Below are 22,822 nucleotides of genomic sequence, written 5' to 3'. Positions count from 1 at the left end.
AGATAGTATTATTAATGAGTCTAAATCCTTATGCAGGAAAGAAATAATCCAAGCTATCTAATCATGAGGTATGATCCTACATGTAAAAGGAGCGATTTTCGCATGAATGAAATTACTCACCGTACAAAGACAAGACCTGTAAAAGTTGGTCCTTTGACTATAGGTGGAAACAATGAAGTCGTCATTCAAAGTATGACAACGACTAAAACACACGACGTCGAAGCCACTGTGGCTGAGATCGAGCGTTTAGAAGAAGCTGGATGTCAGGTTGTTCGTGTTGCTTGTCCTGATGAGCGCGCAGCAAATGCCATTCCAGAAATAAAGAAGCGAATCAACATTCCGCTTGTAGTAGATATCCATTTTGATTATAAGCTCGCTCTCAAAGCTATCGAAGGTGGAGCTGATAAGATCCGTATCAACCCAGGTAATATCGGACGAAGAGAGAAAGTCGAAGCAGTTGTTAAAGCAGCAAAAGCAAAAGGCATTCCTATTCGTATCGGAGTAAACGCTGGTTCACTTGAACGAAAGATCTTGGAGAAGTATGGTTATCCAACAGCACAAGGAATGTTAGAGAGTGCACTTCATCACATTAAGATTCTAGAAGACCTTGATTTCTATGACATCATTGTGTCTATGAAGGCTTCCGATGTAAACCTTGCAACAGAAGCATACGAACTTGCTGCGAAAGCTTTTGACTACCCGCTGCATCTAGGAATTACAGAATCAGGTACTCTTTTTGCAGGGACTGTAAAAAGCGCAGCAGGTCTCGGAGTCATTCTTTCAAAAGGGATCGGGAATACTGCACGTATCTCTCTAAGTGCTGACCCTGTAGAAGAGGTCAAAGTCGCAAGAGAACTTCTTAAATCGTTTGGACTTGCTGCTAATGCAGCAACGTTGATTTCTTGCCCAACTTGCGGAAGGATCGAGATCGATCTGATCAGTATCGCCAACGAAGTTGAAGAATACATCTCCACGATTAAGGCTCCAATCAAAGTTGCAGTGTTAGGTTGCGCAGTAAATGGACCAGGAGAAGCACGTGAAGCGGATATCGGTATCGCAGGTGCACGTGGTGAAGGGCTACTTTTCCGTCATGGTGAAATCATAAGAAAAGTCCCGGAAGAAATTATGGTTGACGAACTGAAAAAAGAAGTCGATAAGATTGCTGAAGAGCATTACAAGAAGATGGAAGAAGAAAAAGCAAAAGCTGAATCAAACGCATAAAGAAAGAGCCTGTTCAAATGAACAGGCTCTTTTTACATTTATCCACTAAAAGAACGGTGCGAAGAATAACGAAATGATCATTGAGGCTACCCCGACACCGATAGCCCAGCTACCTAGAGTCGTAAGTCCTCTCCTTCTCGCTATAAACCCTACTACGATACCCGCTGCTCCAAATATGACGGGTAAAATGAACAGGGAGATGACCGAAAGAGCTAGTGCGGCTATACCGACACCGACTCCTGTTTTCTCTTGCTCCTGTCTTTTAGCTTCAAAATGTTCTTCGCGCTCCTCAGCTCTTGGACGTTCATTTTCAGGCGACTGTAAATAAGGACGATCAAGAACTCCAGAAGGTGCTACTTCTGCAGCTGATTCTTCGAGATAATCTTCTTCCGATTGTAGATCAACTCTTTCTTCCTCCAGAAGTTCCAAATCCTCACGTCTGTCTTCTGTCATATACATCCCTCACCTTTAATCTGTAGTGGAGCATGTTTAGTATTCGCAAAGATACGGAAGGTTATTTGCTATTATGAAGTAAGTTACTACCAATTCCTCAATTGAGATCCACTGAATATGATATGATTGAAGGAGAGTGAATGAAAAGGAGTTTTTTTATGCCACTACAAAGACTAGGGCTTGATATCGACGGAACTATTACAAGCCCAAAAACCTTTTTACCTTATTTGAATTCGTCCTTCAACAAACAATTAGTACTCGAAGATATCACACAATATGATCTTGCAGGACTATTAAATGTTTCTAAAGATGATTTTATAAATTGGTTAAAAGCAAATGAAGAAAGAATTTATTCCAACGCGTTTATGGCAGAACACGCTCACCCCACTTTACATGGATGGAAAGATGATTATGAGCTTGTTTACATTAGCGCAAGAGGGAATCACCTGTTTGAAACGACGAAAGAATGGTTTACCACTAACGATGTACCGTATCATCATATTGAATTAATCGGTAAACACAACAAGATCGAATCCATAAAGCGTCATCAAGTTGACGTTTTCTTCGAAGATAAACACGATAATGCGTGTGCGATCGCTGAAGACTGCAACATTCCCGTCATCCTTTTTAATACACCGTATAACCAAGGTACAGTTCCCTCGGGAGTGATTCGGATGAACAGTTGGATCGAAGCAAAAAAATGGCTCTATCATTACGAAAGCGGAAGGTAGCCCCTTCCGCTTCTTTCATTCCTTATTGACATTCTCCGCATTTACCGTAAATCTCGAATTTATGCCCTACTACTTCAAAATCTGCATCGTAAACAGGAATATTGTCCATTGGACAAGCCTCGATTTGCCGTGTTCTTCCGCAATCAAGGCAGATGAGATGATGATGATGAGCATCAGTCGCACAGCTTAGGCGATAGCGTTTTTCACCATTCCATTCTGTTTCCTCAAGGATACCCAAATCTCGAAAAAGAGTAAGGTTTCGGTAAATTGTATCCACACTCATGCCAGGATATGTTTTCTGCATATACGTCAGTACTTCCCTTGCAGAAAGATATCTTTTTTCTTTGGCAAAGAATACCACAAGGTCCTCTCGTTTTTCAGTATATTTATATCCTTCGTTTTTTAGGATTTCTAGTGCACTAGATACATTCATCTTTCCACCTCTTCACATTAAGATTTCCCTTGTTGCCAGCGTTTTAAGATGAGAATTATGACTAATATGATTGCAGATAAAAGTACGATTGTTCCGCCAGGTGCTATATCGAGATAGTAGGCAAGAATCAATCCACCGATCACTGAAGCTTCTCCGATGAGGATGGAGAGGAAGATCGTTTGTTTAAATCCTTTCGCAATACGAATACTTGCAGCGACAGGAAGGGTCATTAGTGCTGAAACCAATAGGACTCCAACAATCTGCATCGATACAGCTATCACAAATGCTACGATCAGTATAAAGACGATATGAATCCATTTCCCTCTTATTCCTGAAACCACAGCCTGCTCCTCATCGAACGATAGGAAGAAAAGCTCTTTATATAATAAGATCACAACAGCTAAGACAATGATCGTAATAACAGTAACTGCTAACAAATCACTTCTACTTATTGCAATTACACTTCCAAACAAATAATTAAAAAGATCCGAATTAAATCCATCCGCTAAGGATATGAAAACAACGCCTAATCCAATTCCACCTGAGAGCGTAATCGGAATAGCAAGCTCTTCGAAATGCTTATAAACTTTTCGAAGTTGTTCGATAAACAAAGAGCCTACTGCAGAAAAGCCCATCCCCATATAAACAGGGTTAACGAACTGCCAACTTGTTACATATTTCCCCATAAGAAGACTAGCGGCAATACCTGCTAAGGTGATATGAGAAAGTGCATCAGCAATCAACGCCTGTCTTCTAACGACAAGAAACACTCCTAGAAGCGGAGCGATCACACCGATTAATATTCCCGCTAAGAATGCATTCTGTAAAAATTCAAATTTCAATAATGCTTGAATCATCTAGACTCCTCCATGACCATGGTCGTGATTTAAAACATGTACATGGTGTCCATAAAAGTCAGAGAGGTCACTTTCGTTAAACTGTTCAAATTCTTCCGTTTCACCATGAAAATGCAAGGTTCGATTTAAGCAAGCCACATGCGTGACCTTATCGGTGATCGTCCCGATATCATGCGTAACGAGCAGCAGTGTGATGCCATTCTCTTTGTTTAATCTTCCGAGCAAATTATAAAATTCACTTGTAGAACCAGCATCAACGCCCACAGTAGGTTCATCTAGTATGAGAAAGTCTGGGTCACTCACTAATGCTCTAGCGATAAAGACTCTTTGTTGCTGCCCACCTGATAGTTCCCCTATATTACGGTCGGAATAGGCTTCCATTCCAACAAGTGCGAGTGCGTCATATACCGCTTTTTTATGCTTAGCGTTCATGAACTTAAACAAGCCAAGTTTGCTAGTAAGCCCCATGGATACGACTTCAAATACTGAAGCAGGAAAGCCTGAGTTAAAACTGTTTGCTTTTTGAGAAACGTACCCTACCTTGCTCCACTGTTGAAATTTATTAACCTGATTTCCAAGCAAATGTACTTGACCCTTTTGTGGCTTTAATAAACCAAGTATAATCTTAATTAGTGTTGATTTACCTGATCCGTTCGGCCCTACTAATCCTACGAAGGCACCTTTTGGAACAGTAAAGGACACATCTTCTAGAACATAACGATCTCCATAATGAAACGAAACGTTCGTTGCATCCACCATATTTGTATTTGTCATTATTTAAAACCTGCCATTTTATTTTTATAAGAATGATTACGATTTACATTAGTAGTATACCTTTATTAAGTGGTTTTGTAAATTTCATTTGCTTAATCTCTCGTATTACTTAACTCCTTATAAAAAAACCCTTCCGCTGCAAATGAAATTGTAGCATGCAAAGCCAATGAACGCTACCACATAAAAAAGGACCCAAACCGGGTCCCTTTTCACGTTTCACGCCTATGAAACGCAGGTGCTATTCCAATGTCGGTATTAACTTTCATGGAGACTTGCTTTCTCTTGTATTTCTTCAGAATAACCGCTCTTCGGCGTTCCTTTTTCTAATACGTAAGTCTCCAAACCAGCTATGCCACGGTTATAAGCCGTCAGGGCTTCATCCCAATTATCATATTTTTGATAAAGGTACTCTAAATACGTGACCGATAACGTCATGGAATAATAGGGATCAAATAGCTTTTCTTCAGAATAATCGATACCGGCCATATCTGCTATCCATGGGGCAGTGTTTTTCATGAACTGTGCCATTCCATATGCCCGTCCATACTTTGTTTGTGGACCTGTGAGTTCAGGATCGAACTTATCACCAGTTTCCACTTTCAATAACTCATAAACAATGGCTGGATCGATATCAGACTTAATCGCTTGAAAAGCTAGGAACAATCCCCATTTCTCTTTAAATTTTCCGTCGCTGTCTTCATAAAAATTCTTTGAGTATTCTTTTGCCTGTTTCCATTCTTCGATACTAATTGAGCTAGCATCCAAAGAATAACCTGTTTCTTTTTCCAGTTTCAAAAGCTCCGTTTGAGCTTTCATTGAATCGTTCTGGGATGTTGATTTCTTATCTAGAACCCCGACTGTTGTTTCAGCGTCAGCAACTTGTTCTTTTAGTAGATGAGAATTAATGAGAACTAGTACTAGTACGATTGTAAGAACAACTGCAGTGATAACTGATACTTTCGTTCTGGAATTTCGTTGAGAAAAATTGATAGTCTTGCACTCCTTTACAACTGGTATTTAATTCTGGAGAGCACCAGTTAAGGTTATACCCTATCACGTTAATCTCAAACATTTCTACTATAGTGCTTCTGAACGTCCCTTCACATAACAAAAAAGACTTCCACATAGGAAGTCTAATGAATAGGAGATTTGAACTTTGCTCCTCGTGTTTCTTGAGTATTCATAATCGTGATGAATGCATGGTCATCGATATCGTATATGACACCTTTTAACTTCGTTACTTCGAGCCTCGTAATAACAACGTAAATGACCTCTTTTTCTTCATCCGTATATCCGCCTTTACCAACAAGCTTAGTTGTCCCTCTACCTAATCGGTCAAGAATAGCATTTGAGATTTCTTCATATGCATCCGATACGATAAGGACAGCTTTCGTCTCATCTAACCCCTGAATTACGGTATCGATCGTTTTAAACGCAATATAGTAGGCCATTACTGAATACATCGCGTTTTCCCAGCTGAAGACAAATCCTGCCCAGGTGAAGATGAAAATATTGACGAACATGACAAATTCACCTATAGAAAACGGAACTTTTTTCGTAAGTAAGATACCCAAGATTTCAGTGCCGTCCATTGATCCACCGTGACGGATGACAAGTCCCACGCCTACTCCTAGTGTAAGTCCTCCAAAAACTGTTCCTAATATCGGTTCAGTCGTGAAAGGTTCTGTATGATGGAGGAGTGTCTCAAATGCTGCGAGGCCAATAATACCGAACAAAGTGGAAAAAGCAAACGTCTTTCCTATCTGTTTGTACCCATAATACATGAACGGAATATTTAAGATGATGACCAACACGGCAAAATTGAACGGAGTGATGTGATCTAGAATCAGCGAAACACCGATGATTCCACCATCAATCAATTGGTTAGGAACTAGAAATAATTCAATTGCTGCTGCGGCAAGAAAAGCGCCTATCGAAATCATCAACAACCGATAGACAAGGTGCGTTTTACTTTCTTTTCGATGTTGTTTTTTTTGCATTGTGCCCTCCTAGGCATAGTAAATATGTAGATACTATTATATAAAACATTTCACAAATTAGTATACCATTCCATGGATCATCCTTGCATTTTGTTAACACCTCGAACGACTACATGCATAGTATGTGATAGTCAAAGGAGGAATCGTGATGAATCCAATTCAGCTTCAACTTGTTAACTTCAAACTTAACAGGATCACCACTGATGAGTTACTTCAGCTCTCTTCGCAATATAATCTAACGCTTTCAAGAAAAGATGCTGAGAAAATCGTTCAGATACTAAAACAAGAAAACATCGATATATCAAACAAAGCTCAGAGAAAAAGAATTTTGATGAAAATTAGTCGTGAAGTGAATCCTGGAGTAGCATCACAAGTTAATAAGCTGATAAAATCCTTCCTCAACGAGTAATAAAAAACCGCTTTTTCAGCGGTTTTTTTAATTGTTACTTCGTCATTAGCTTCTCTTTTAGATGATCATCGAACTTCTGTGCTCGAAGCATTTCGATTTCTAGCTTATATGGAGCTTTTTTGTTTTTCTTATCTTCCCCTACATAAGGTGTCTCTAATATCTTTGGCACGTCTTTAAGCTGCTCGTGATGAATGATTTTATTTAAAGCATCGAAGCCAATATGGCCGAAGCCGATGTTTTCATGTCGATCTTTGTGAGAACCACGCTCATTCTTACTATCATTAACGTGCAGTACTTTTAGACGGTCAATTCCCACAATCTTATCAAATTCATCTAGAACATCATCGAAATTATTAACGATATCATACCCAGCATCATGGGTGTGGCACGTATCGAAACATACTGAAAGCTTTTCGTTATGTGTGACACCATCGATGATTTTTGCAAGTTCATCAAACGTTCTTCCACACTCTGAGCCTTTTCCTGCCATCGTCTCAAGAGCAATTTGTACTTCTTGATCCGCAGTAAGAACTTCGTTTAACCCTTCAATAATTTTGTCGATGCCTTTTTCTGCTCCCGCTCCTACATGTGCACCAGGATGTAGAACGATTTGACGAGCTCCAAGTGCATGAGTACGTTCGATTTCCGATCTAAGAAAATCTACGCCTAGTTGAAACGTTTCAGGCTTGGTCGTATTTCCTATATTAATAATGTATGGGGCATGTACAACGATGTTTCCGATGCCGTGCTCCTTCATATGTGCTGTTCCTTTTTCGATGTTAAGTTTTTCAATTGCTTTTCTTCTTGTATTCTGTGGAGCTCCCGTATAGATCATAAACGTAGTAGCTCCATACGATGCTGCTTCTTCACTTGCAGCTAAGAGCATCTTGTCACCACTCATAGAGACATGGGATCCAATCTTAAGCATATATCTTCATCCTTTCTTAACACAACTTTTATGATAGCACAGCTGCTTTTACCAGGTAAAGTAAACAAAAGCCCTCTCATGTTAAGAGGGCTTTTGTGGTTATTTTCTGCGCTTATGTTGAAGACGCTCGCGTTCGCGCTCCATCTTCTTCTTATAACCCGGCTTGACCTTTTTAGGCTTTGGTACGAATACATCTGGCTTAGAAGAGGTAGGTTTTTTCCTTGGTGTTAATGGTTTTGTTTCAACCCATTCCCCATTCTTCACTTCTTTATAGATAACGTCGATTCCTTTATCGATCAATTTTTGAATCGCCTGCTGATCAGAAGGTTCTGCTAGCGTATACGCGATACCATCTAGTCCTGCTCTTGCAGTTCGACCAACTCGGTGAATATAGAAATCCAAATCTTTCGGTAGCTCGTAGTTAATAACATGAGAGACACCTTTGATATCGATTCCTCGTGATGCCAGATCAGTAGCCACTACGTACTGACATTCAGCACGTTGAATTTTCTTCATGATCTGTTTACGTTGACGAGGTTGTACATCACCATGAAGCCTTTCAACATCGTAACCACTTTCAATAAGGAAATCAGCTACTTCATCTGCTGTTTGTTTCGTATTTGTAAATACTAGCGCAAGATAAGGGTTGATTGCTTTCGTTACATTTAGAAGAACATCATTCTTTTCTCGGTATTTTGCAGGTACAAAAATATTCTCTACCTTGTCGGCAGTCACCTTTTCAGCATTTACCTGAACAAACTTCGGGTTGTTCATATATTTCTTCAAGAAAGGCTGTAAGCTTTGCGGCACTGTAGCTGAGAATACTAGCATCTGTAGCTTCTGGGCCATCCTAGCAGCGATGTAGTCGACATCTTCGATAAAGCCCATATCGAGCATTTGATCTGCTTCGTCTACAACGAGCATCGAGGCCGTATACACATTCAATGCCTGCTCTTCTACGAGGTCCTTAATTCTTCCTGGCGTTCCGATCACGATATGAGGTGTGTTTTTCATCTTTGTGATCATTCGTTTACGATCTGTTCCACCGACTGCTTGTTTGATCGAAATCGCTTCTTCTTCAGGAAGTGTCGCCACAAGCTTTACTGCTTCATCATAAATTTGATTAGCAAGCTCGCGTGTCGGTGCCGTAATAACCGCCTGACACTCATTATTTGTTTGATCGATCCTATGAATTAAAGGCAATAAGAAAGCAAGAGTCTTTCCAGATCCTGTTTGGGATTGTCCTATAGCACTCTCTCCGTTACGAATCGCAGGGATAAGACGCTCTTGAATTTCTGTTGGCCTTGTGAAATTTTGTTGTTCGAGTGATTTGATTAAAAACGGTTTAAGTTCTAATCTATTAAAAAGTTGTTTCATTATCTTTCCTCCATCCATTAATCCACCTTGTATTATAGACCAGATTAGACAAATACGCCATACATACTACTGGTGTATACAAACCTTCTTACTTCTGTCATGCCCATTATCTCAAGTTCCCACACCTTCAAATTTTATCAGCATATCTTATTATTAATCAGAATATACAATGGTCACCTTATGGAAAGGAGGACAACATATGAATCAATTCCCTCCCTCCCCTCCAGGTGGTTTAGGTTCGGGGATGGGTTTTCCATTCTCCGGTGGATTTGGAGGAGCACCAGGTCCTACCGTTCCTCAACCTACTCAATCCGGAGTGGGCGGGCTCCTATCTAGACTGTTAGGCGGAGGCGGAGGTTCAACTCAATCACTTCCAATGCCTCCTGGATCTTTTCAAGGTATGCAAGCCGGCGGTTTTGGAGGAGCAGAACGAGCTGGTGGTATGCTTACGAACTTATTACAGGGAAGCTCGCAGGGCGGAATGGACATGATGGGCATGGTACAAAATGTCCAAAAGGTCATGCAAGCTGCAGATACGATCAAACCGATGGTCCAACAATATGGTCCGATGGTAAAACAACTGCCCGAAATGATTGCTTTATTTAAAGAATATAAAAACTCTTCTAATACAGAAGATGAAGAAACCGACGTTAGTGAAGAAACAGAATCGAATGAAGAAGTTAGCAATGTAACTAAGAAGGCACCACCCCCAAAAGCTAAGAAAAAGAGTACGAAAAGCAGTTCAAAAGCGAATATAAATCATACAAGCAAATCAAAGCCAAAACTATACGTTTAACGTCAATTCATTGAGATATGCCTCAATCTGCTTTATAATTAACCAAAGATAGGTTATACGACAATCCATCTGGATTGAGGAGGTACTCGATGAACGTAAAGAAAATTTCACCTAGAGGATACTGCTATGGTGTAGTCGATGCTATGGTCATCGCTCGCAACGCAGCAATGGATAAAACATTACCAAGGCCAATTTTCATTCTCGGCATGATTGTTCATAATAAACACGTTACAGATGCGTTTGAAGATGAAGGAATCATCACGCTCGATGGTCCTAACCGCATGGAGATTCTTAAACAGGTCGATAAAGGAACTGTTATTTTCACTGCGCACGGTGTGTCTCCACAAGTAAGAGAGCTTGCTGAAGAAAAGGGGCTTACCGTACTTGATGCTACATGCCCTGACGTCACAGTAACTCATGATTTAATCCGTGAGAAAAAAGAAGAAGGCTATCATGTCATTTATATAGGTAAAAAAGGACACCCTGAGCCTGAAGGTGCTATGGGAATCGCTCCTGATATCGTTCACCTGGTCGAGAAACCAGAAGAAGTGGATGATCTTAACATCGACTCAGAACGCATCATCATTACAAACCAAACGACAATGAGTCAATGGGATGTTCAAGAAATCATGGAAAGATCCATGGAAAAATATCCTCATGCTGTTATTCATAATGAGATATGCAACGCAACACAGGTTCGACAGGAAGCGGTAGCTGAACAAGCTGGTGACACAGACCTATTGCTTGTAGTCGGAGATCCAAAGAGTAACAACTCTAATCGATTAGCACAGGTTTCTATCGAAGTTGCCGGCACACCAGCATACAGAATTGCTGATGTAACTGAAATACAGTTAGAGTGGCTCGATGGCGTTGAAACAGTAGGAGTTACTGCTGGTGCATCTACTCCGACACCTATTACTAAAGAAGTCATTCGTTTCTTAGATCAATACGATGCAGAGAACCCAGAAACTTGGGGAAGAGAACGAAATGTTCCGTCTTCAAAGATTCTTCCAAAAGTAAAAGTAAAGAAATAAACAAAAAAGATTCCGTCATGGACGGAATCTTTTTTTATCTAAATTTGAATGGGTCCGTATCTACTGCTGATCCGATTACTTCAGTCGAATACTTTTTATCATCCATAAACGATTGAAGCTTCTTCCTAACTCCTTCGATCATAATTTTCTCGATATTATGACCTGCATCGACGATCTGCAGTCCTTCCATCATCGCATCATGTGCGACATGGTAATAAATATCTCCAGAAACAAACACATCCGCTCCACTAAATCGTGCTGCACTGATAAACTTATTGCCATCACCGCCGAGCACGGCAACTTTTTTCACCGTTGAAGAAAGGTCGCCTACTATCCTCACACCTTTAGAACCTAACTGGTCTTTGGTCATTTGAGCAAAGGCTTCAAGTGTCATTTCATCTTCCAAATAACCAACACGCCCTAGGCCATATGATTTTGCTTCATTCTCGATTGGGTAAATATCATACGCTACTTCTTCATAAGGGTGTGCCTTTAAAACTGCTCTCAAAACCTTTGTCTGTTCACCAGCAGGAAAGATGCTTTCCACCTTCACTTCATTTACAGACTCGATCTTGCCCTGTTCACCTATATATGGGTTCGTACCTTCCGTTGGTTTGAACCTGCCAGTCCCTTCAGAACTGAATGTGCAGTTGCTATACCCACCGATAAACCCTGCACCCGCTTGACCAAGGGCTTCTCGAACTTCTGCTTCATGTGTTGCCGGCACAAAAACTGCGATTTTCTTATAAGGCTCTTTGAACGTGTTTACAAGTACTTGTGTATTTATTAGCCCTAGCGCTTCCGCTAGCATATCGTTCACTCCACCTGGTGCAACATCTAAGTTTGTATGAGCTGCATAAACGGTAATATCATGTTTGATAAGCTGTTCAATCATCTTTCCTTGTTCAGTATCCAAGTTGATTTTCTTAAGCGGTTTATAGAGGATAGGATGATGGGCGATGATTAAGTCTACCTCTTCACGAATCGCTTCTTCAACTACTGTTGGCAGTACATCAAGCGTCGTCATGACCTTATTAATCTTTTTATTAAGACGGCCGACCTGCAGGCCTATCGGATCACCGTCTTCCGCATATTTCTTTTTTGACCAAGATTCGAATTCTTGGATGATCGCTTGTCCTGAAGCTTGTTTACTCATGAAATGACCTCCTTAATTAATTGGATTTCATCTTTCACTTGCGCTTCTTTTTCAGATGTAGCATCAGAGTTTTCCATAGAACGTAGAATTCGTTCTCTTTTCTCTAGTTCATGGCTCCATTTTTTTACGAACGCCTGATTCCTCTCTAGAGTAAGCATCGGTCCGAATAGCAGTGCTTTTGCACGTTCACGCTCACTTAAATCTTGATATGGTTTGTTACCGTCACCGCGGTCAAAAACGAGAACTTCATAGATCTTCTTATCTTCTTCGAGAATACGTTCGTCTACTAATTCCCATCCCAAATCTGCAAGTCGTTCTCTTAAAAGGTGAGCAGCAACATTTGGCTGCAAAATAAGTCGAGAAACACCCTCTAACTTTTCTATTCCCTCAAGAAGAATATTTCGAATCAGTTGCCCTCCCATACCTGCAATCGTAATAACATCTACTTCACGCGGTTCTAAAACTTCTAGCCCATTTCCTTTTCTTACTGATATCGTTTCTGTAAAGCCACTTCGTTTCACTTGATTAACAGCAGATTGAAAAGGACCTTCATTCACTTCCCCAGCTATCGCATGGGAAATTCTTCGTTGATTCATTAAATAACAAGGCAAGTATGCATGATCTGAGCCTATATCTGCAACTGAACTAGCCTCTGGTACAAAACTCGCTACCATTTTCAAACGCTCTGATAATAGTTTATCGTTCATTATGTCACCACTACTTATTAGATTTTCACTATATGTTTCCCTTAAGAGTCATCAGCTTACACCTTCATACCAATTTCGCTCTTAACAAATAGAAAAGCCTTCTGTTTGCACAGAAAGCTTCAATACACATCTTATTTCTTCTCAGAAAGCCACTGGGCTACAGCTTCTGCTTGTTCTCCTTGAATTAGACCGGCAGGCATACCAGAGCCTTTACCATTGTTGATAATATCAAGGATTTCATCCTTGGATAATTTACTACCCACTGCATTTAATGCTGGGCCAACTTGTCCTCCAAGGTCTCCACCATGACAGGATGCACAGTTCTGAGAATAGATCTCTTCAGGAGCGGCTGCTTCAGCTTTCTGTCCTTCTTTTCCTCCAGAAGCTTCTTCTTCGCCTCCCTGTTGCATTGCCCAAAAAGAAACGCCAATAATGAGAATAAATCCGATGACTGCTGTCCATGCAAATGGAATAAGCGGATTCTTTTTCATTTTTTTTCCTCCTTGTACCGATTCGCTGATGTAGTTTTCCCCAAATATGTAAGAGTAAACAAATCATTATATATTTTACTTGAAAACGCTATGAAAGAAAAGGGGAACGGTGGCAAATCACATATTTGTCAATCTTTGTTTAACCTTGTTCTATCATAGCAAATATTCTTCATAAAACAAAATACACCAGCAATTGAGCTGGTGCATCAAGTGGGTTATACTCCAGTGTTTTGCTCTACCCATTTCACTGCCGTCTCACGAAGGCGATATTTTTGAATTTTCCCAGATGCCGTCATCGGATAGTGATCGATAAAGAAAACATGTGCTGGCGTTTTATATCTCGCTATCTTATTCTGACAATACTCCAGAATATCGGCTTCTGTTAGGTCGTGCCCTTCTTTTTTCTGAATACATGCAACGACCTTCTCACCATACTTCTCATCAGGTATCCCGATTACTTGAACATCCAGAACGGCTGGATGTGTGTATAAAAACTCTTCGATTTCACGAGGATAAACATTTTCTCCACCGCGGATAATCATGTCTTTTAAACGGCCTGTGATTTTCACATATCCTTCCTCGTCCATTTCAGCTAGGTCTCCTGTATGTAACCAACCTTCATTATCAACGGCTTCTCGAGTTTCATCAGGCATTTTGTAATAGCCTTTCATGACGTGATACCCTCTTGTACACAGTTCGCCCGTTACATTTGTTCCTACGTCATTTCCTGTAACCGGATCAACAATCTTAACTTCCACTTCCGGTAGAGCTTTACCAACTGAATTCACTCGATAATCCACTGGATCGTTCGTTCTAGTTTGAGTAATAACAGGAGATGCTTCTGTCTGCCCATATGCAATCGTAATTTCAGTCATATTCATTTCATCCATGACCTTCTTCATGACTTCGATCGGACATGGACTACCTGCCATTATTCCCGTTCTTAACGTTTTCAGATCATATTTACTAAACGATGGAAGGTTCAATTCAGATATAAACATCGTAGGTACTCCATGAAGGGCAGTGCATTTTTCTTTCTCCACCGTTTCAAGTACTTGTTCAGGGTCAAATTCTACTATTGGGAAAATTGATGCTCCTGAAGAGAATGCTGCTAAGGTGCCTAGTACGCAGCCGAAACAATGAAAGAAAGGAACAGGAATGCACAAGCGATCTTTTTCTGAAAGCTCCATGCATTGTCCTATATGATAGCCATTGTTCAGGATGTTGGCGTGCGTGAGCATAACACCTTTCGGAAACCCAGTCGTACCAGATGTATATTGCATATTGATCACTTCATCAGGAGTAAGGCTCTCTTTTCGTTCTTGCAGCTGATTTTCCGGAATGTTTTTATATCCGTCCACAAAAGCATGCCAAGATTTGAATTGCTCATAACGGTCAGATCCAATGTATACCACATCTGTTAGATGGGGCAGTGCTCCTATTGCACAACTACCATTCACTATCTTGTCGTCACGTTTCAAAAGACTAAGGAATGCTTCAGGGTAGGACGTGCCTTTAAACCCGTTTATCAAGAATAGCCTCGTAGCATCGGACTGCTTTAACACATACTCCAATTCGGTACTCTGGTAGTTTGTATTGACTGTTACAAGGACTGCACCAACCTTTGCCGTCGCGAATTGAAGTAGAAGCCATTCCGGAACATTTGTCGCCCATACTGCCACATGCTCACCTTTCTCAACGCCAAGGTTCATGAGAGCCTTGGCAATGCGGTCAACTTCCTCATTAAATTCTTTAAACGTATAGCGTAATCCCTCTTTTGAATAAACCACAGCTTCCCTGCTGTGATAACGTTCAACTTGGCGTTCAAGCATTTCACCAATCGTTTCATGAAGCAGTTCCGACATACACTCACTCCTATCGTTTATTCTAACCGAGCGCTCGTTCAGTTTAACAGCCAATTTCTCGAGCAATAATCGTACGTTGAATCTCGGAAGTTCCCTCACCAATTTCTAGAAGCTTAGCATCTCTAAAGTACCTTTCAACATGATAATCTCTCATGTATCCATTACCACCGTGTATTTGAACAGCTTGATCGCAGACCTCCATACAAATTTCAGATGCGTAAAGCTTACATATCGATGCCTCTTTTGTAAATCGCTTGCCTTGGTCTTTTAACCATGCAGCTTTGTGTACCATGTTTCTGGCAAGTTCAATCTTCATCGCCATATCAGCTAGCTTAAATTGAATCGCTTGAAACTTAGAGATTGGACGTCCAAATTGTTTTCTCTCGTTCGCATACTGCAACGCCTTCTCGTATGCCGCCTGAGCTATCCCTACAGCCATCGCGCCGATGCCGATACGTCCACCATCTAATGTAATTAAAAACTGCTTAAAACCGTCCCCACGCTTTCCTAAAAGGTTTTCTTCAGGCACTCTCACATCTTCCATAACTAATTCTGTTGTGTTTGAAGAATGAAGACCGAGCTTTTCATAATTATCGATTACTCTAAACCCTTTAGCATCAGTTGGCGAGATTATTGCACTAATCTCCTTCTGTCCATCTTTACGATCTGTGATTGCTGTTAAAGCGAGATGCTTCGCATATGATGCGTTGGTGATATAACATTTGCTGCCGTTGATCACCCATTCACCATTCTCGAGATAGGCCTCTGTCTCTGTTCCCCCAGCATCAGACCCTGCGTTAGGTTCTGTTAAACCGAAAGCTCCTAAAGATTCACCTGAACAGATCGGTGCAAGATACTTCTGTTTTTGTTCCTCAGTTCCAAAAAGGTTTAATGGAGCGCCACCTAGAGACACATGAGCTGAATAAGTGATACCCGTTGATCCGCAAGCACGGCTTAATTCTTCTACAACGATCGCAAAGCTAATCGTATCTGCTCCTCCACCGCCATACTCTTCAGGGAACGGCAAGCCCATGATTCCAAGGTCACCCAGTTGCTTAAAAATTTCTAAAGGAAACTTTTTCTCTTTGTCACGCTTTTCTGCATCTGGAGCAACCACTTCATCTGCAAATTCACGAATCATTTTTTGAATCATCTTCTGTTCTTCTGTTAAGTCAAAATGCATGCTAAAGAACCTCCTGTTAAAACACTATTTGAATACGCTTACATTTTATTATCTCGTTTATGTTTTGTTTTTTCAACATTTAAAAAAATAAAATAATTATACAATGTTAATTTTTCGTTAATTCCTTAGGTTTTTTGTTGCTACAGAAGGTTCCATAATTTTTTAACCGAAATGTGGATTTGCAAATCGAATGAAAAATCAGTAAAATAAATGACAAGAAATGTATCTTTAGCTAGGAGAATTTAGCTAGAATAAAAAAACTCCCTGCTGTAGTTCAACAGCCAGAGAGTTTTACTGATTATTCTATTCTAAGAAATCCTTTAGGCGCTTACTTCTGCTAGGATGGCGAAGCTTACGTAGCGCTTTTGCTTCAATTTGACGAATTCTTTCACGTGTAACGCCGAAAACGCGTCCTACTTCTTCTAACGTTCTTGTTCGGCCATCGTCTAGTCCAAAGCGAAGTCGAAGTACGTTTTCTTCACGATCAGTAAGAGTATCTAATACGTCTTCAAGCTGCTCTTTTAATAGTTCATAAGCAGCGGCATCTGATGGCGCTAAAGCATCCTGGTCTTCGATAAAGTCACCGAGATGAGAGTCGTCCTCTTCTCCGATCGGTGTCTCAAGAGATACTGGCTCTTGAGCAATCTTTAAGATTTCGCGAACTTTGTCAGGTGAAAGCTCCATTTCTTTACCGATCTCTTCAGGGGATGGTTCTCTACCGAGATCCTGTAGAAGTTGACGTTGTACTCGAATCAGTTTGTTGATCGTTTCAACCATGTGAACCGGGATACGTATCGTTCTAGCCTGATCGGCAATCGCACGAGTGATGGCCTGACGAATCCACCAAGTTGCATACGTACTAAATTTATAACCCTTACGATAGTCAAACTTTTCAACGGCTTTGATTAGTCCCATGTTTCCTTCTTGAATTAAATCAAGGAACAGCATACCTCTTCCGACATATCGCTTGGCGATACTTACCACAAGTCGAAGGTTTGCTTCAGCTAGACGACGTTTCGCTTCCTCATCGCCTTCCTCAATACGTTGAGCAAGGTTGATCTCCTCATCTGCTGATAGCAAGTCTACACGACCGATTTCCTTAAGGTACATACGTACTGGGTCATTTATCTTAACACCCGGTGGTACACTCAGGTCGTTTAAATCGAACTCTTCTTCTTTTTGAACTTCTTGCGGAGAAGGGTTATCTGTATTGTCTTCAATAACTTCAATACCCTGTTCCTCCAAGTACTCAAAAAATTCATCCATTTGGTCTGAATCTTGCTCAAACGGCGATAACCGTTCAACGATCGTAGAGTAAGTAATCAAGCTTGTCTTCTTTCCAAGCTCTACTAACTGCTCTTTTACTTGATCGATGGTTAATTCACCTTCCGCCGGCTGGCGTGTAGGTTTCTCAGCCATTCGATCCCCTCCTTCCATACATCTCAACACATCAATTATTCGTAAGCTTAAGATGAATTTTTAAGGTTCTTTTTCATCTCAAGAATTTCCATAGCGATTTTTGCTGCCTGTACAAAATCTTGTTTGGATTCAGCTTCTTTTTTCTCTTTTTCTTTCTCTTCTATCTTTATCCATTCTGGATAAATTAACACCTGTCGAATGTAATCTTGTAACTCTTTATCCGACACGTCGTCATTTAAATCCATCATAGCAAGCTCAGAAGCAATCTTTACAAGGTTTGAATCAGTGAGCTGTTCCATAAAGTGACTGATATCTGCCTCATGGCCTGCAGCATAGAAGCTATATAAATACGCTGCAATCGCACTATGCTCGTCAATATTGAACGAACCGCCAACTTCTTCCTGAACTTTTTCAGCTACATCCAGATCACGCATCATGTAAGCAAGTAAGATACGTTCTGCATTATGAAACGCGGGCAGAAGTTTTTTCTTCACATAGAAATTTTTCCTAGCATTATTATCCCTTTTAGGAGGGGCATTATCCTTCTTATTCTTCCTCTCCTTATAAAATTGGGCCGCTTGCTGTTTTAAAGCATCAAGCGAAAGCGAGAACTCTTGTGATAGCTGTCTAAGATAGTGATCCCGTTCAACAGCTTTTGTCAGTCCGCTTATTTCTCTGAGTACTTCTTCGATATAGCGGATTCGTTCTCCTTCATCCGATAGGTTTTTTCCAGTTCTGAAAAACTCCATTTTAAAAGCCATTACAGTTGGCGCTGCCCCTATTACATCCTTTTCAAAACGATCTCCACCGTATTTCTGGATATAGTCATCGGGATCAAGACCATCAGGCATTTTGGCAATCCTTACGTAACAGCCAGCTTCTTGAAGCTCTTCGGCTGCTCTTAACGCTGCACTTATACCCGCTTTATCTGAATCGTAGCAGATGATTGCTGAATCAGTTTGCCTACGAATCAAACGTGCTTGTTCTTTTGTTAAAGCAGTACCAAGACTCGCTACAACATTTTCTACCCCATTCCCGTAAGCACTAATCACGTCAACATAACCTTCGAGAAGGATTGCTTGATCTTTCATACGAATTGAAGAACGTGACAGATGGAAACCATAAAGCATCTTTCCCTTTTGAAAAATAGGAGTCTCTGGGCTATTAAGATACTTTGGCTCACCACTTCCAACGATTCTCCCTCCGAATGCGACCGTTCTACCTTTCGCATCCCAAATTGGAAACATGATTCGATTTCGAAAACGGTCAAAGTATTTTCCATCAAACTCCCTTCTTGAGAGAAGACCTGCATCCGCGACCTTCGAAAGAGGGTAATTTCTTTTGGTTAAATAATTCGTAGCGTAGTCCCACGATTCAGGTGCATACCCTAGTTGAAATTTCTCAATCATTTCTTTTGTAAAACCACGCTTCTCAAGGTACTCTTTAGCCTGATTCCCTTCCGAAGTGTTAAGCATGCAATAATTATACAGTTTACCTAGAAAATCATGTGCTTTTAACATGACATCTTTATCGGATGAAGCCTTGGAGTTCGATTGATGATCACTATTGATTTCAGGTAGCTCGATACCAGCTCTTTGTCCTAAAATTTGAACAGCTTCTATGAAATTGTATCCTTCGATCTCCATTAGGAATGAGAAGGCATTTCCACCTGTTCCACATCCAAAGCAATGATAGATTTGTTTATCAGGAGCTACCGAAAAAGAAGGTGTACTTTCTCCATGAAATGGACAAAGTCCAAAAAAGCTTCTGCCTTGCTTCTTCAGTTGGACATAATCACTTACTACATCCACAATATCTGTGGAACGGCGAATCGCTTCAATTTTTTCTTCTGGGATTCTGCCACTCATCATTTATCACCAACAGGCTTTTATAGTTTCGATAAACAGAAATAATCTCCTTCATATTTCGACAAAATTTTAATAAATTCTTTACGAAAGTTTTCACGATCCTCGTTCGTAAACTTCCTTGGTCCTTTCGTATGTTTGCCAGCACGTCTACTTTTTGAAGCTAGATACCGCGTATGTAGAAGAGTGGAAATGTTCTCTTCTGTGTACGTTTTCCCTCTTGGGGACAGAATAAAAACGCCTTTTGGTAAAAGAAGACTTGCCAGTCCATAATCCTGCGTAATGGCGATATCTCCCTTTGTAACATGGCGATGAATGTAAAGATCTGCTTCTTCTTTTTCTGAGTCTACCATAACCCACCTTGCACTTTGGAACGTTGTGCTCATATGAGCATATGAAGCTACAAAAACAATTTCAGCATTCATAAGTGCTGGTTGAAAAGATACGATCTCTTCTTTAATTGGAACAGGACATGCGTCTGCATCGACAAAAAGCGTCAGTTTCTTTTTCGTCATAATTCTCTATTCTACATCTCCCTGAGTTATCCTTCTTTTAGCATTTATGTTTTAACTTTCAGAATTTTAACCGCTTCTGCAATGGTGTAGCGGTCGGTAAAGTTATTATTATGATTATAGACAAATTTTATTGACAATATTTGATTATATACTAAATTATTTAAATTGAACAGATATTTATCGCAAAAAAACATACTACCAGAACATTTTCTTGGTAGTATGTTTTTCATATAGAATTAAGACGAATGCTTCCCTCTGTACAAGCTTAGAATTAAATTAGCTGTTTCCTCAACTGCACGATTGGAAACATCAATTACCTGACAATTCATTTTATGGATAACTTTATCGAAATATTCTAGTTCCTCTTTAATACGAGACATGTTTGCATAACTTGCTTCTGCATTTAGACCTAATGCTTTCAAACGTTCTTTTCGTATATCATTTAATTTTTCTGGACTTATTTTTAACGCGTAGCACTTGCCTTCAGATACTTTAAACAATTCTTCTGGAGGCTCCACTTCAGGGACGATAGGAACATTCGCAACTTTAAGCCGTTTGTGCGCTAAATATTGAGAAAGGGGCGTCTTAGACGTTCTAGATACTCCGACGAGGACGATGTCCGCTAGCCCAATTCCCCTAGGATCTCTTCCGTCATCATATTTTACTGCAAACTCGATTGCCTCAACTCTTCTAAAGTAATCTTCATCAAGCTTATGTACTAGCCCTGGCTCGTTTCGGGGCTCTTTACCAATCGCCTCTTGGATGTGGTCGATCATCGGTCCGATGATATCAACCACTTGAACACGTTCTTTTGCTGCCACATCTAATAGAAACTCTCGCAGCTGTGGTACAACAAGAGTAAAAGCAACGATCGCGTTCATTTCTTTTGCTAGTGTCATTACTTCTTGTATCGTCGCAGTATCTTCAACATATGGCACCCTTCTGACATCAAAGTCAGTAGGATCAAATTGGCTTGTAGCAGCTTTTACGACTAACTCAGCAGTCTCACCCACGGAGTCAGAAATAACATAAACGACCGCACGATTTGTTGTATTTGTCATATGTACCTCCTATACTAAATAATTTCATTCTTTGCTAAGTCGACCATCGCTTTTGTGATATTGGTTTTCGTTATCCTTCCGATTACCTCCATACCCTCAGACACTTCCTTGACGATGGGTAGTGCATCAATTTGCTTTTCAATCAATCGATTCGCTACGTCAATAAGCATATCATCTTGAAAGCAAACTGTAATATTAGGCATTCTTGTCATAATAATCGTTACCGGGATACTCTGTAAATCCTGTTTACCGAGAGCAGCTCTTAGCAAATCTTTTCTTGATAGGACCCCAACGAGGTGAGCTTGTTTGTTAACCACGAATAATGTTCCTACATCTTCCAAAAACATCGAGCAAATCGCGTCATACACACTCGTGTTTTCCTGCACAACAACCGGAATCGACTTATAATCGTCTACCTTAATCTTCTTAACTTTTTCGGTAAGTAACTGAGAACCAGTTTTACCAGTATAAAAATACCCTACTCTTGGCCTCGCATCAAGATAACCAGCCATCGTTAAAATGGCAAGGTCTGGCCGAAGCGTAGCCCGTGTTAGACTAAGTTTCTCAGCAATATGTTCACCCGTTATTGGACCTTCATTCTTTACGATCTGAAGGATTGTTTCTTGACGGTTATTCAGTTCGATTTGGCTCACCACCTTACTAAAATGTTATACTTTATTTTCATTATTATATACTATTAATGACTTTTCGTAAAAGTGTTCGATTTTATCCGTAAGCTTTCTGCATAAAATTAACATTAAATAGCAAAAACCCTGGAAACGTGCCAGGGTTTTTGCTATTCAAGCTTAAAACGATCCAACTGCTCAAGAAATCTCTTTGATTTTAAAAAAAGTCCTGAATATGCATCAAAGTACTGGTTTAATACTTCTCTGATTTCTTTCTTTGTTTCTGTCTTTAGAGAAATATTGCCGAGTCGTCCAAGATCCATGTGTGAAAACAGGTGTAGAAGTTCAGCCGTCTTTTTCTTGAGTGGAATATGGTAAGGGTCAATAGACAAACAACGATGGCATAGAAAACCGCCTTCTCGTATAGAGAATTCAAACTTCCCATTGTCTAACCCGCAATTTACGCAAGAACTTAGCTGAGGATTGATTCCTGCAACACGCAACATTTTAAGTTCGAAAATAAACAGCACAACTTCTGGATCCTTCTCTTCATCTAGCGCATGCATGACCTGATAAAGCATTTCAAACAAGTACGGATTTGGTTTGTTATCTTCCGTTAATTTATCAACGAGCTCGACAGCGTAAGCTGCATAGGATGTTAAAAACAAATCATTACGTATTGAACGGAAGGAGTCGATTGGTTCACCTTGATTTAACCCACCAAGTCCTGATGTGTGGTGATATAAGTAATGTCCATATACAAATAGTTGAGAAACGGAAGAAAGACGGCTTTTTGGTTTTTTTGCGCCTCTTGCCATGACGCCAACCTTACCCGTCTCTCTTGTATAAAGAGTAATTATTTTGTTGGTTTCTCCATAATCAACCGTTCTTATCACAATACCTTCTACTTTTTTCAACAAG

24 protein-coding genes are annotated in these 22,822 nt (G+C 40.3%); 5 read left to right on the top strand and 19 right to left on the bottom strand.

Annotated features, from left to right (window positions below; all coding sequences use genetic code 11):
• Positions 1 to 102 precede the first annotated feature (102 nt).
• A complete protein-coding gene (gene ispG, locus ACXADT_RS10655) occupies positions 103 to 1,221 on the top strand; it encodes a flavodoxin-dependent (E)-4-hydroxy-3-methylbut-2-enyl-diphosphate synthase (RefSeq protein WP_474835237.1) in 1,119 nt (372 codons plus the stop codon).
• Positions 1,222 to 1,266: 45 nt separating this feature from the next.
• Here ispG and ACXADT_RS10650 read toward each other — a convergent pair whose 3' ends face one another.
• On the bottom strand, positions 1,267 to 1,674 hold the full coding sequence (locus ACXADT_RS10650; protein ID WP_270179300.1) for a hypothetical protein: 408 nt from the start codon (positions 1,672 to 1,674) through the stop codon (positions 1,267 to 1,269).
• A 158-nt stretch (positions 1,675 to 1,832) separates the two neighbouring features.
• Between ACXADT_RS10650 and ACXADT_RS10645 the strand changes: the two genes are divergently transcribed.
• Positions 1,833 to 2,405: a 5' nucleotidase, NT5C type gene (locus ACXADT_RS10645; RefSeq protein WP_474835240.1), complete on the top strand. Its 573-nt coding sequence runs from the start codon at positions 1,833 to 1,835 to the stop codon at positions 2,403 to 2,405.
• Between the two features lie 22 nt (positions 2,406 to 2,427).
• Here the strand turns inward: ACXADT_RS10645 and ACXADT_RS10640 are convergent, their stop codons facing one another.
• The 5 genes from ACXADT_RS10640 to ACXADT_RS10620 form a co-directional block, all read right to left on the bottom strand.
• Positions 2,428 to 2,838, bottom strand: a complete 411-nt coding sequence (locus tag ACXADT_RS10640; protein ID WP_474835242.1) for a Fur family transcriptional regulator — start codon at positions 2,836 to 2,838, stop codon at positions 2,428 to 2,430.
• 17 nt (positions 2,839 to 2,855) lie between these two features.
• Entirely contained in the window at positions 2,856 to 3,695 is an 840-nt protein-coding gene (locus tag ACXADT_RS10635; RefSeq protein WP_474835244.1) for a metal ABC transporter permease, read from the bottom strand.
• On the bottom strand, positions 3,696 to 4,469 hold the full coding sequence (locus ACXADT_RS10630) for a metal ABC transporter ATP-binding protein (RefSeq protein ID WP_270179304.1): 774 nt from the start codon (positions 4,467 to 4,469) through the stop codon (positions 3,696 to 3,698). It abuts the gene before it with no gap.
• A 255-nt stretch (positions 4,470 to 4,724) separates the two neighbouring features.
• Positions 4,725 to 5,285 (bottom strand): transglycosylase SLT domain-containing protein, encoded by a 561-nt coding sequence (locus ACXADT_RS10625; protein ID WP_474835247.1) that lies wholly within the window; start codon positions 5,283 to 5,285, stop codon positions 4,725 to 4,727.
• A 317-nt stretch (positions 5,286 to 5,602) separates the two neighbouring features.
• Positions 5,603 to 6,469, bottom strand: a complete 867-nt coding sequence (locus ACXADT_RS10620; RefSeq protein WP_270179306.1) for a YitT family protein — start codon at positions 6,467 to 6,469, stop codon at positions 5,603 to 5,605.
• Between the two features lie 148 nt (positions 6,470 to 6,617).
• Here ACXADT_RS10620 and ACXADT_RS10615 point away from each other — a divergent pair, with 148 nt between their 5' ends.
• Positions 6,618 to 6,878, top strand: coding sequence for a DUF2624 family protein (locus ACXADT_RS10615; protein WP_270179307.1), 261 nt, complete (start codon positions 6,618 to 6,620; stop codon positions 6,876 to 6,878).
• A gap of 34 nt (positions 6,879 to 6,912) precedes the next feature.
• Here the strand turns inward: ACXADT_RS10615 and ACXADT_RS10610 are convergent, their stop codons facing one another.
• Together ACXADT_RS10610 and ACXADT_RS10605 are read right to left on the bottom strand one after the other, a co-directional pair.
• Positions 6,913 to 7,806 carry a deoxyribonuclease IV gene (locus tag ACXADT_RS10610; RefSeq protein ID WP_270179308.1) on the bottom strand — a complete coding sequence of 298 codons (894 nt, stop codon included), beginning with the start codon at positions 7,804 to 7,806 and terminating at the stop codon, positions 6,913 to 6,915.
• 99 nt (positions 7,807 to 7,905) lie between these two features.
• Positions 7,906 to 9,183: a DEAD/DEAH box helicase gene (locus ACXADT_RS10605; RefSeq protein WP_474835249.1), complete on the bottom strand. Its 1,278-nt coding sequence runs from the start codon at positions 9,181 to 9,183 to the stop codon at positions 7,906 to 7,908.
• A 199-nt stretch (positions 9,184 to 9,382) separates the two neighbouring features.
• Between ACXADT_RS10605 and vrrA the strand changes: the two genes are divergently transcribed.
• Together vrrA and ACXADT_RS10595 are read left to right on the top strand one after the other, a co-directional pair.
• Complete coding sequence (gene vrrA / locus ACXADT_RS10600; protein WP_474835251.1) at positions 9,383 to 9,979, top strand: VrrA/YqfQ family protein; 597 nt, start codon at positions 9,383 to 9,385, stop codon at positions 9,977 to 9,979.
• A gap of 89 nt (positions 9,980 to 10,068) precedes the next feature.
• Entirely contained in the window at positions 10,069 to 11,013 is a 945-nt protein-coding gene (locus tag ACXADT_RS10595) for a 4-hydroxy-3-methylbut-2-enyl diphosphate reductase (RefSeq protein WP_270179311.1), read from the top strand.
• 34 nt (positions 11,014 to 11,047) lie between these two features.
• Here ACXADT_RS10595 and ACXADT_RS10590 read toward each other — a convergent pair whose 3' ends face one another.
• The 11 genes from ACXADT_RS10590 to recO all read right to left on the bottom strand — a co-directional run bounded on the left by ACXADT_RS10590 (position 11,048) and on the right by recO (position 22,821).
• Positions 11,048 to 12,169: a Nif3-like dinuclear metal center hexameric protein gene (locus ACXADT_RS10590; protein ID WP_474811074.1), complete on the bottom strand. Its 1,122-nt coding sequence runs from the start codon at positions 12,167 to 12,169 to the stop codon at positions 11,048 to 11,050.
• Positions 12,166 to 12,876, bottom strand: coding sequence for a tRNA (adenine(22)-N(1))-methyltransferase (locus ACXADT_RS10585; protein WP_474811072.1), 711 nt, complete (start codon positions 12,874 to 12,876; stop codon positions 12,166 to 12,168). The genes ACXADT_RS10590 and ACXADT_RS10585 overlap by 4 nt, the downstream gene beginning before the upstream one ends.
• 131 nt (positions 12,877 to 13,007) lie before the next feature.
• Complete coding sequence (cccA, locus tag ACXADT_RS10580; protein WP_270179314.1) at positions 13,008 to 13,367, bottom strand: cytochrome c550; 360 nt, start codon at positions 13,365 to 13,367, stop codon at positions 13,008 to 13,010.
• 215 nt (positions 13,368 to 13,582) lie between these two features.
• Positions 13,583 to 15,232: an AMP-binding protein gene (locus tag ACXADT_RS10575; protein WP_474835253.1), complete on the bottom strand. Its 1,650-nt coding sequence runs from the start codon at positions 15,230 to 15,232 to the stop codon at positions 13,583 to 13,585.
• 43 nt (positions 15,233 to 15,275) lie between these two features.
• Positions 15,276 to 16,415 carry an acyl-CoA dehydrogenase family protein gene (locus ACXADT_RS10570; protein ID WP_270179316.1) on the bottom strand — a complete coding sequence of 380 codons (1,140 nt, stop codon included), beginning with the start codon at positions 16,413 to 16,415 and terminating at the stop codon, positions 15,276 to 15,278.
• 303 nt (positions 16,416 to 16,718) lie between these two features.
• Positions 16,719 to 17,834 carry an RNA polymerase sigma factor RpoD gene (rpoD, locus tag ACXADT_RS10565; RefSeq protein WP_270179317.1) on the bottom strand — a complete coding sequence of 372 codons (1,116 nt, stop codon included), beginning with the start codon at positions 17,832 to 17,834 and terminating at the stop codon, positions 16,719 to 16,721.
• A gap of 47 nt (positions 17,835 to 17,881) precedes the next feature.
• Positions 17,882 to 19,702, bottom strand: a complete 1,821-nt coding sequence (gene dnaG, locus ACXADT_RS10560; protein WP_474811068.1) for a DNA primase — start codon at positions 19,700 to 19,702, stop codon at positions 17,882 to 17,884.
• Positions 19,703 to 19,722: 20 nt separating this feature from the next.
• On the bottom strand, positions 19,723 to 20,214 hold the full coding sequence (locus ACXADT_RS10555) for a YaiI/YqxD family protein (protein ID WP_270179319.1): 492 nt from the start codon (positions 20,212 to 20,214) through the stop codon (positions 19,723 to 19,725).
• A 236-nt stretch (positions 20,215 to 20,450) separates the two neighbouring features.
• On the bottom strand, positions 20,451 to 21,275 hold the full coding sequence (locus tag ACXADT_RS10550; RefSeq protein WP_270179320.1) for a pyruvate, water dikinase regulatory protein: 825 nt from the start codon (positions 21,273 to 21,275) through the stop codon (positions 20,451 to 20,453).
• A 14-nt stretch (positions 21,276 to 21,289) separates the two neighbouring features.
• Positions 21,290 to 21,931, bottom strand: coding sequence for a transcriptional regulator CcpN (ccpN, locus tag ACXADT_RS10545; protein WP_270179321.1), 642 nt, complete (start codon positions 21,929 to 21,931; stop codon positions 21,290 to 21,292).
• A 140-nt stretch (positions 21,932 to 22,071) separates the two neighbouring features.
• Positions 22,072 to 22,821, bottom strand: a complete 750-nt coding sequence (gene recO, locus ACXADT_RS10540) for a DNA repair protein RecO (protein WP_270179322.1) — start codon at positions 22,819 to 22,821, stop codon at positions 22,072 to 22,074.
• Position 22,822: the final 1 nt, after the last annotated feature.

It is taken from the genome of Anaerobacillus sp. ABR4_321 (assembly GCF_056158505.1).
Note: the sequence above shows the minus strand (reverse complement) of the source record. Positions and strands in the feature narration are given on the sequence as shown.

Bases quoted from the DNA above. Each gene is read 5' to 3' on its own strand.
- ACXADT_RS10630 (WP_270179304.1), bottom strand. From the start codon at position 4,469: ATGACAAATACAAATATGGTGGATGCAACGAACGTTTCGTTTCATTAT.
- dnaG (WP_474811068.1), bottom strand. From the start codon at position 19,702: ATGAGTGGCAGAATCCCAGAAGAAAAAATTGAAGCGATTCGCCGTTCC.
- ACXADT_RS10625 (WP_474835247.1), bottom strand. From the start codon at position 5,285: ATGAAAGCTCAAACGGAGCTTTTGAAACTGGAAAAAGAAACAGGTTAT.
- cccA (WP_270179314.1), bottom strand. From the start codon at position 13,367: ATGAAAAAGAATCCGCTTATTCCATTTGCATGGACAGCAGTCATCGGA.
- ACXADT_RS10605 (WP_474835249.1), bottom strand. From the start codon at position 9,183: ATGAAACAACTTTTTAATAGATTAGAACTTAAACCGTTTTTAATCAAA.
- ACXADT_RS10610 (WP_270179308.1), bottom strand. From the start codon at position 7,806: ATGCTTAAGATTGGATCCCATGTCTCTATGAGTGGTGACAAGATGCTC.
- ACXADT_RS10585 (WP_474811072.1), bottom strand. From the start codon at position 12,876: ATGAACGATAAACTATTATCAGAGCGTTTGAAAATGGTAGCGAGTTTT.
- ACXADT_RS10620 (WP_270179306.1), bottom strand. From the start codon at position 6,469: ATGCAAAAAAAACAACATCGAAAAGAAAGTAAAACGCACCTTGTCTAT.
- ACXADT_RS10555 (WP_270179319.1), bottom strand. From the start codon at position 20,214: ATGACGAAAAAGAAACTGACGCTTTTTGTCGATGCAGACGCATGTCCT.
- ACXADT_RS10575 (WP_474835253.1), bottom strand. From the start codon at position 15,232: ATGTCGGAACTGCTTCATGAAACGATTGGTGAAATGCTTGAACGCCAA.
- ispG (WP_474835237.1), top strand. From the start codon at position 103: ATGAATGAAATTACTCACCGTACAAAGACAAGACCTGTAAAAGTTGGT.
- ACXADT_RS10570 (WP_270179316.1), bottom strand. From the start codon at position 16,415: ATGCATTTTGACTTAACAGAAGAACAGAAGATGATTCAAAAAATGATT.
- ACXADT_RS10550 (WP_270179320.1), bottom strand. From the start codon at position 21,275: ATGACAAATACAACAAATCGTGCGGTCGTTTATGTTATTTCTGACTCC.
- ACXADT_RS10635 (WP_474835244.1), bottom strand. From the start codon at position 3,695: ATGATTCAAGCATTATTGAAATTTGAATTTTTACAGAATGCATTCTTA.
- vrrA (WP_474835251.1), top strand. From the start codon at position 9,383: ATGAATCAATTCCCTCCCTCCCCTCCAGGTGGTTTAGGTTCGGGGATG.
- ACXADT_RS10640 (WP_474835242.1), bottom strand. From the start codon at position 2,838: ATGAATGTATCTAGTGCACTAGAAATCCTAAAAAACGAAGGATATAAA.
- ACXADT_RS10590 (WP_474811074.1), bottom strand. From the start codon at position 12,169: ATGAGTAAACAAGCTTCAGGACAAGCGATCATCCAAGAATTCGAATCT.
- ACXADT_RS10595 (WP_270179311.1), top strand. From the start codon at position 10,069: ATGAACGTAAAGAAAATTTCACCTAGAGGATACTGCTATGGTGTAGTC.
- ACXADT_RS10615 (WP_270179307.1), top strand. From the start codon at position 6,618: ATGAATCCAATTCAGCTTCAACTTGTTAACTTCAAACTTAACAGGATC.
- rpoD (WP_270179317.1), bottom strand. From the start codon at position 17,834: ATGGCTGAGAAACCTACACGCCAGCCGGCGGAAGGTGAATTAACCATC.
- ACXADT_RS10650 (WP_270179300.1), bottom strand. From the start codon at position 1,674: ATGACAGAAGACAGACGTGAGGATTTGGAACTTCTGGAGGAAGAAAGA.
- ACXADT_RS10645 (WP_474835240.1), top strand. From the start codon at position 1,833: ATGCCACTACAAAGACTAGGGCTTGATATCGACGGAACTATTACAAGC.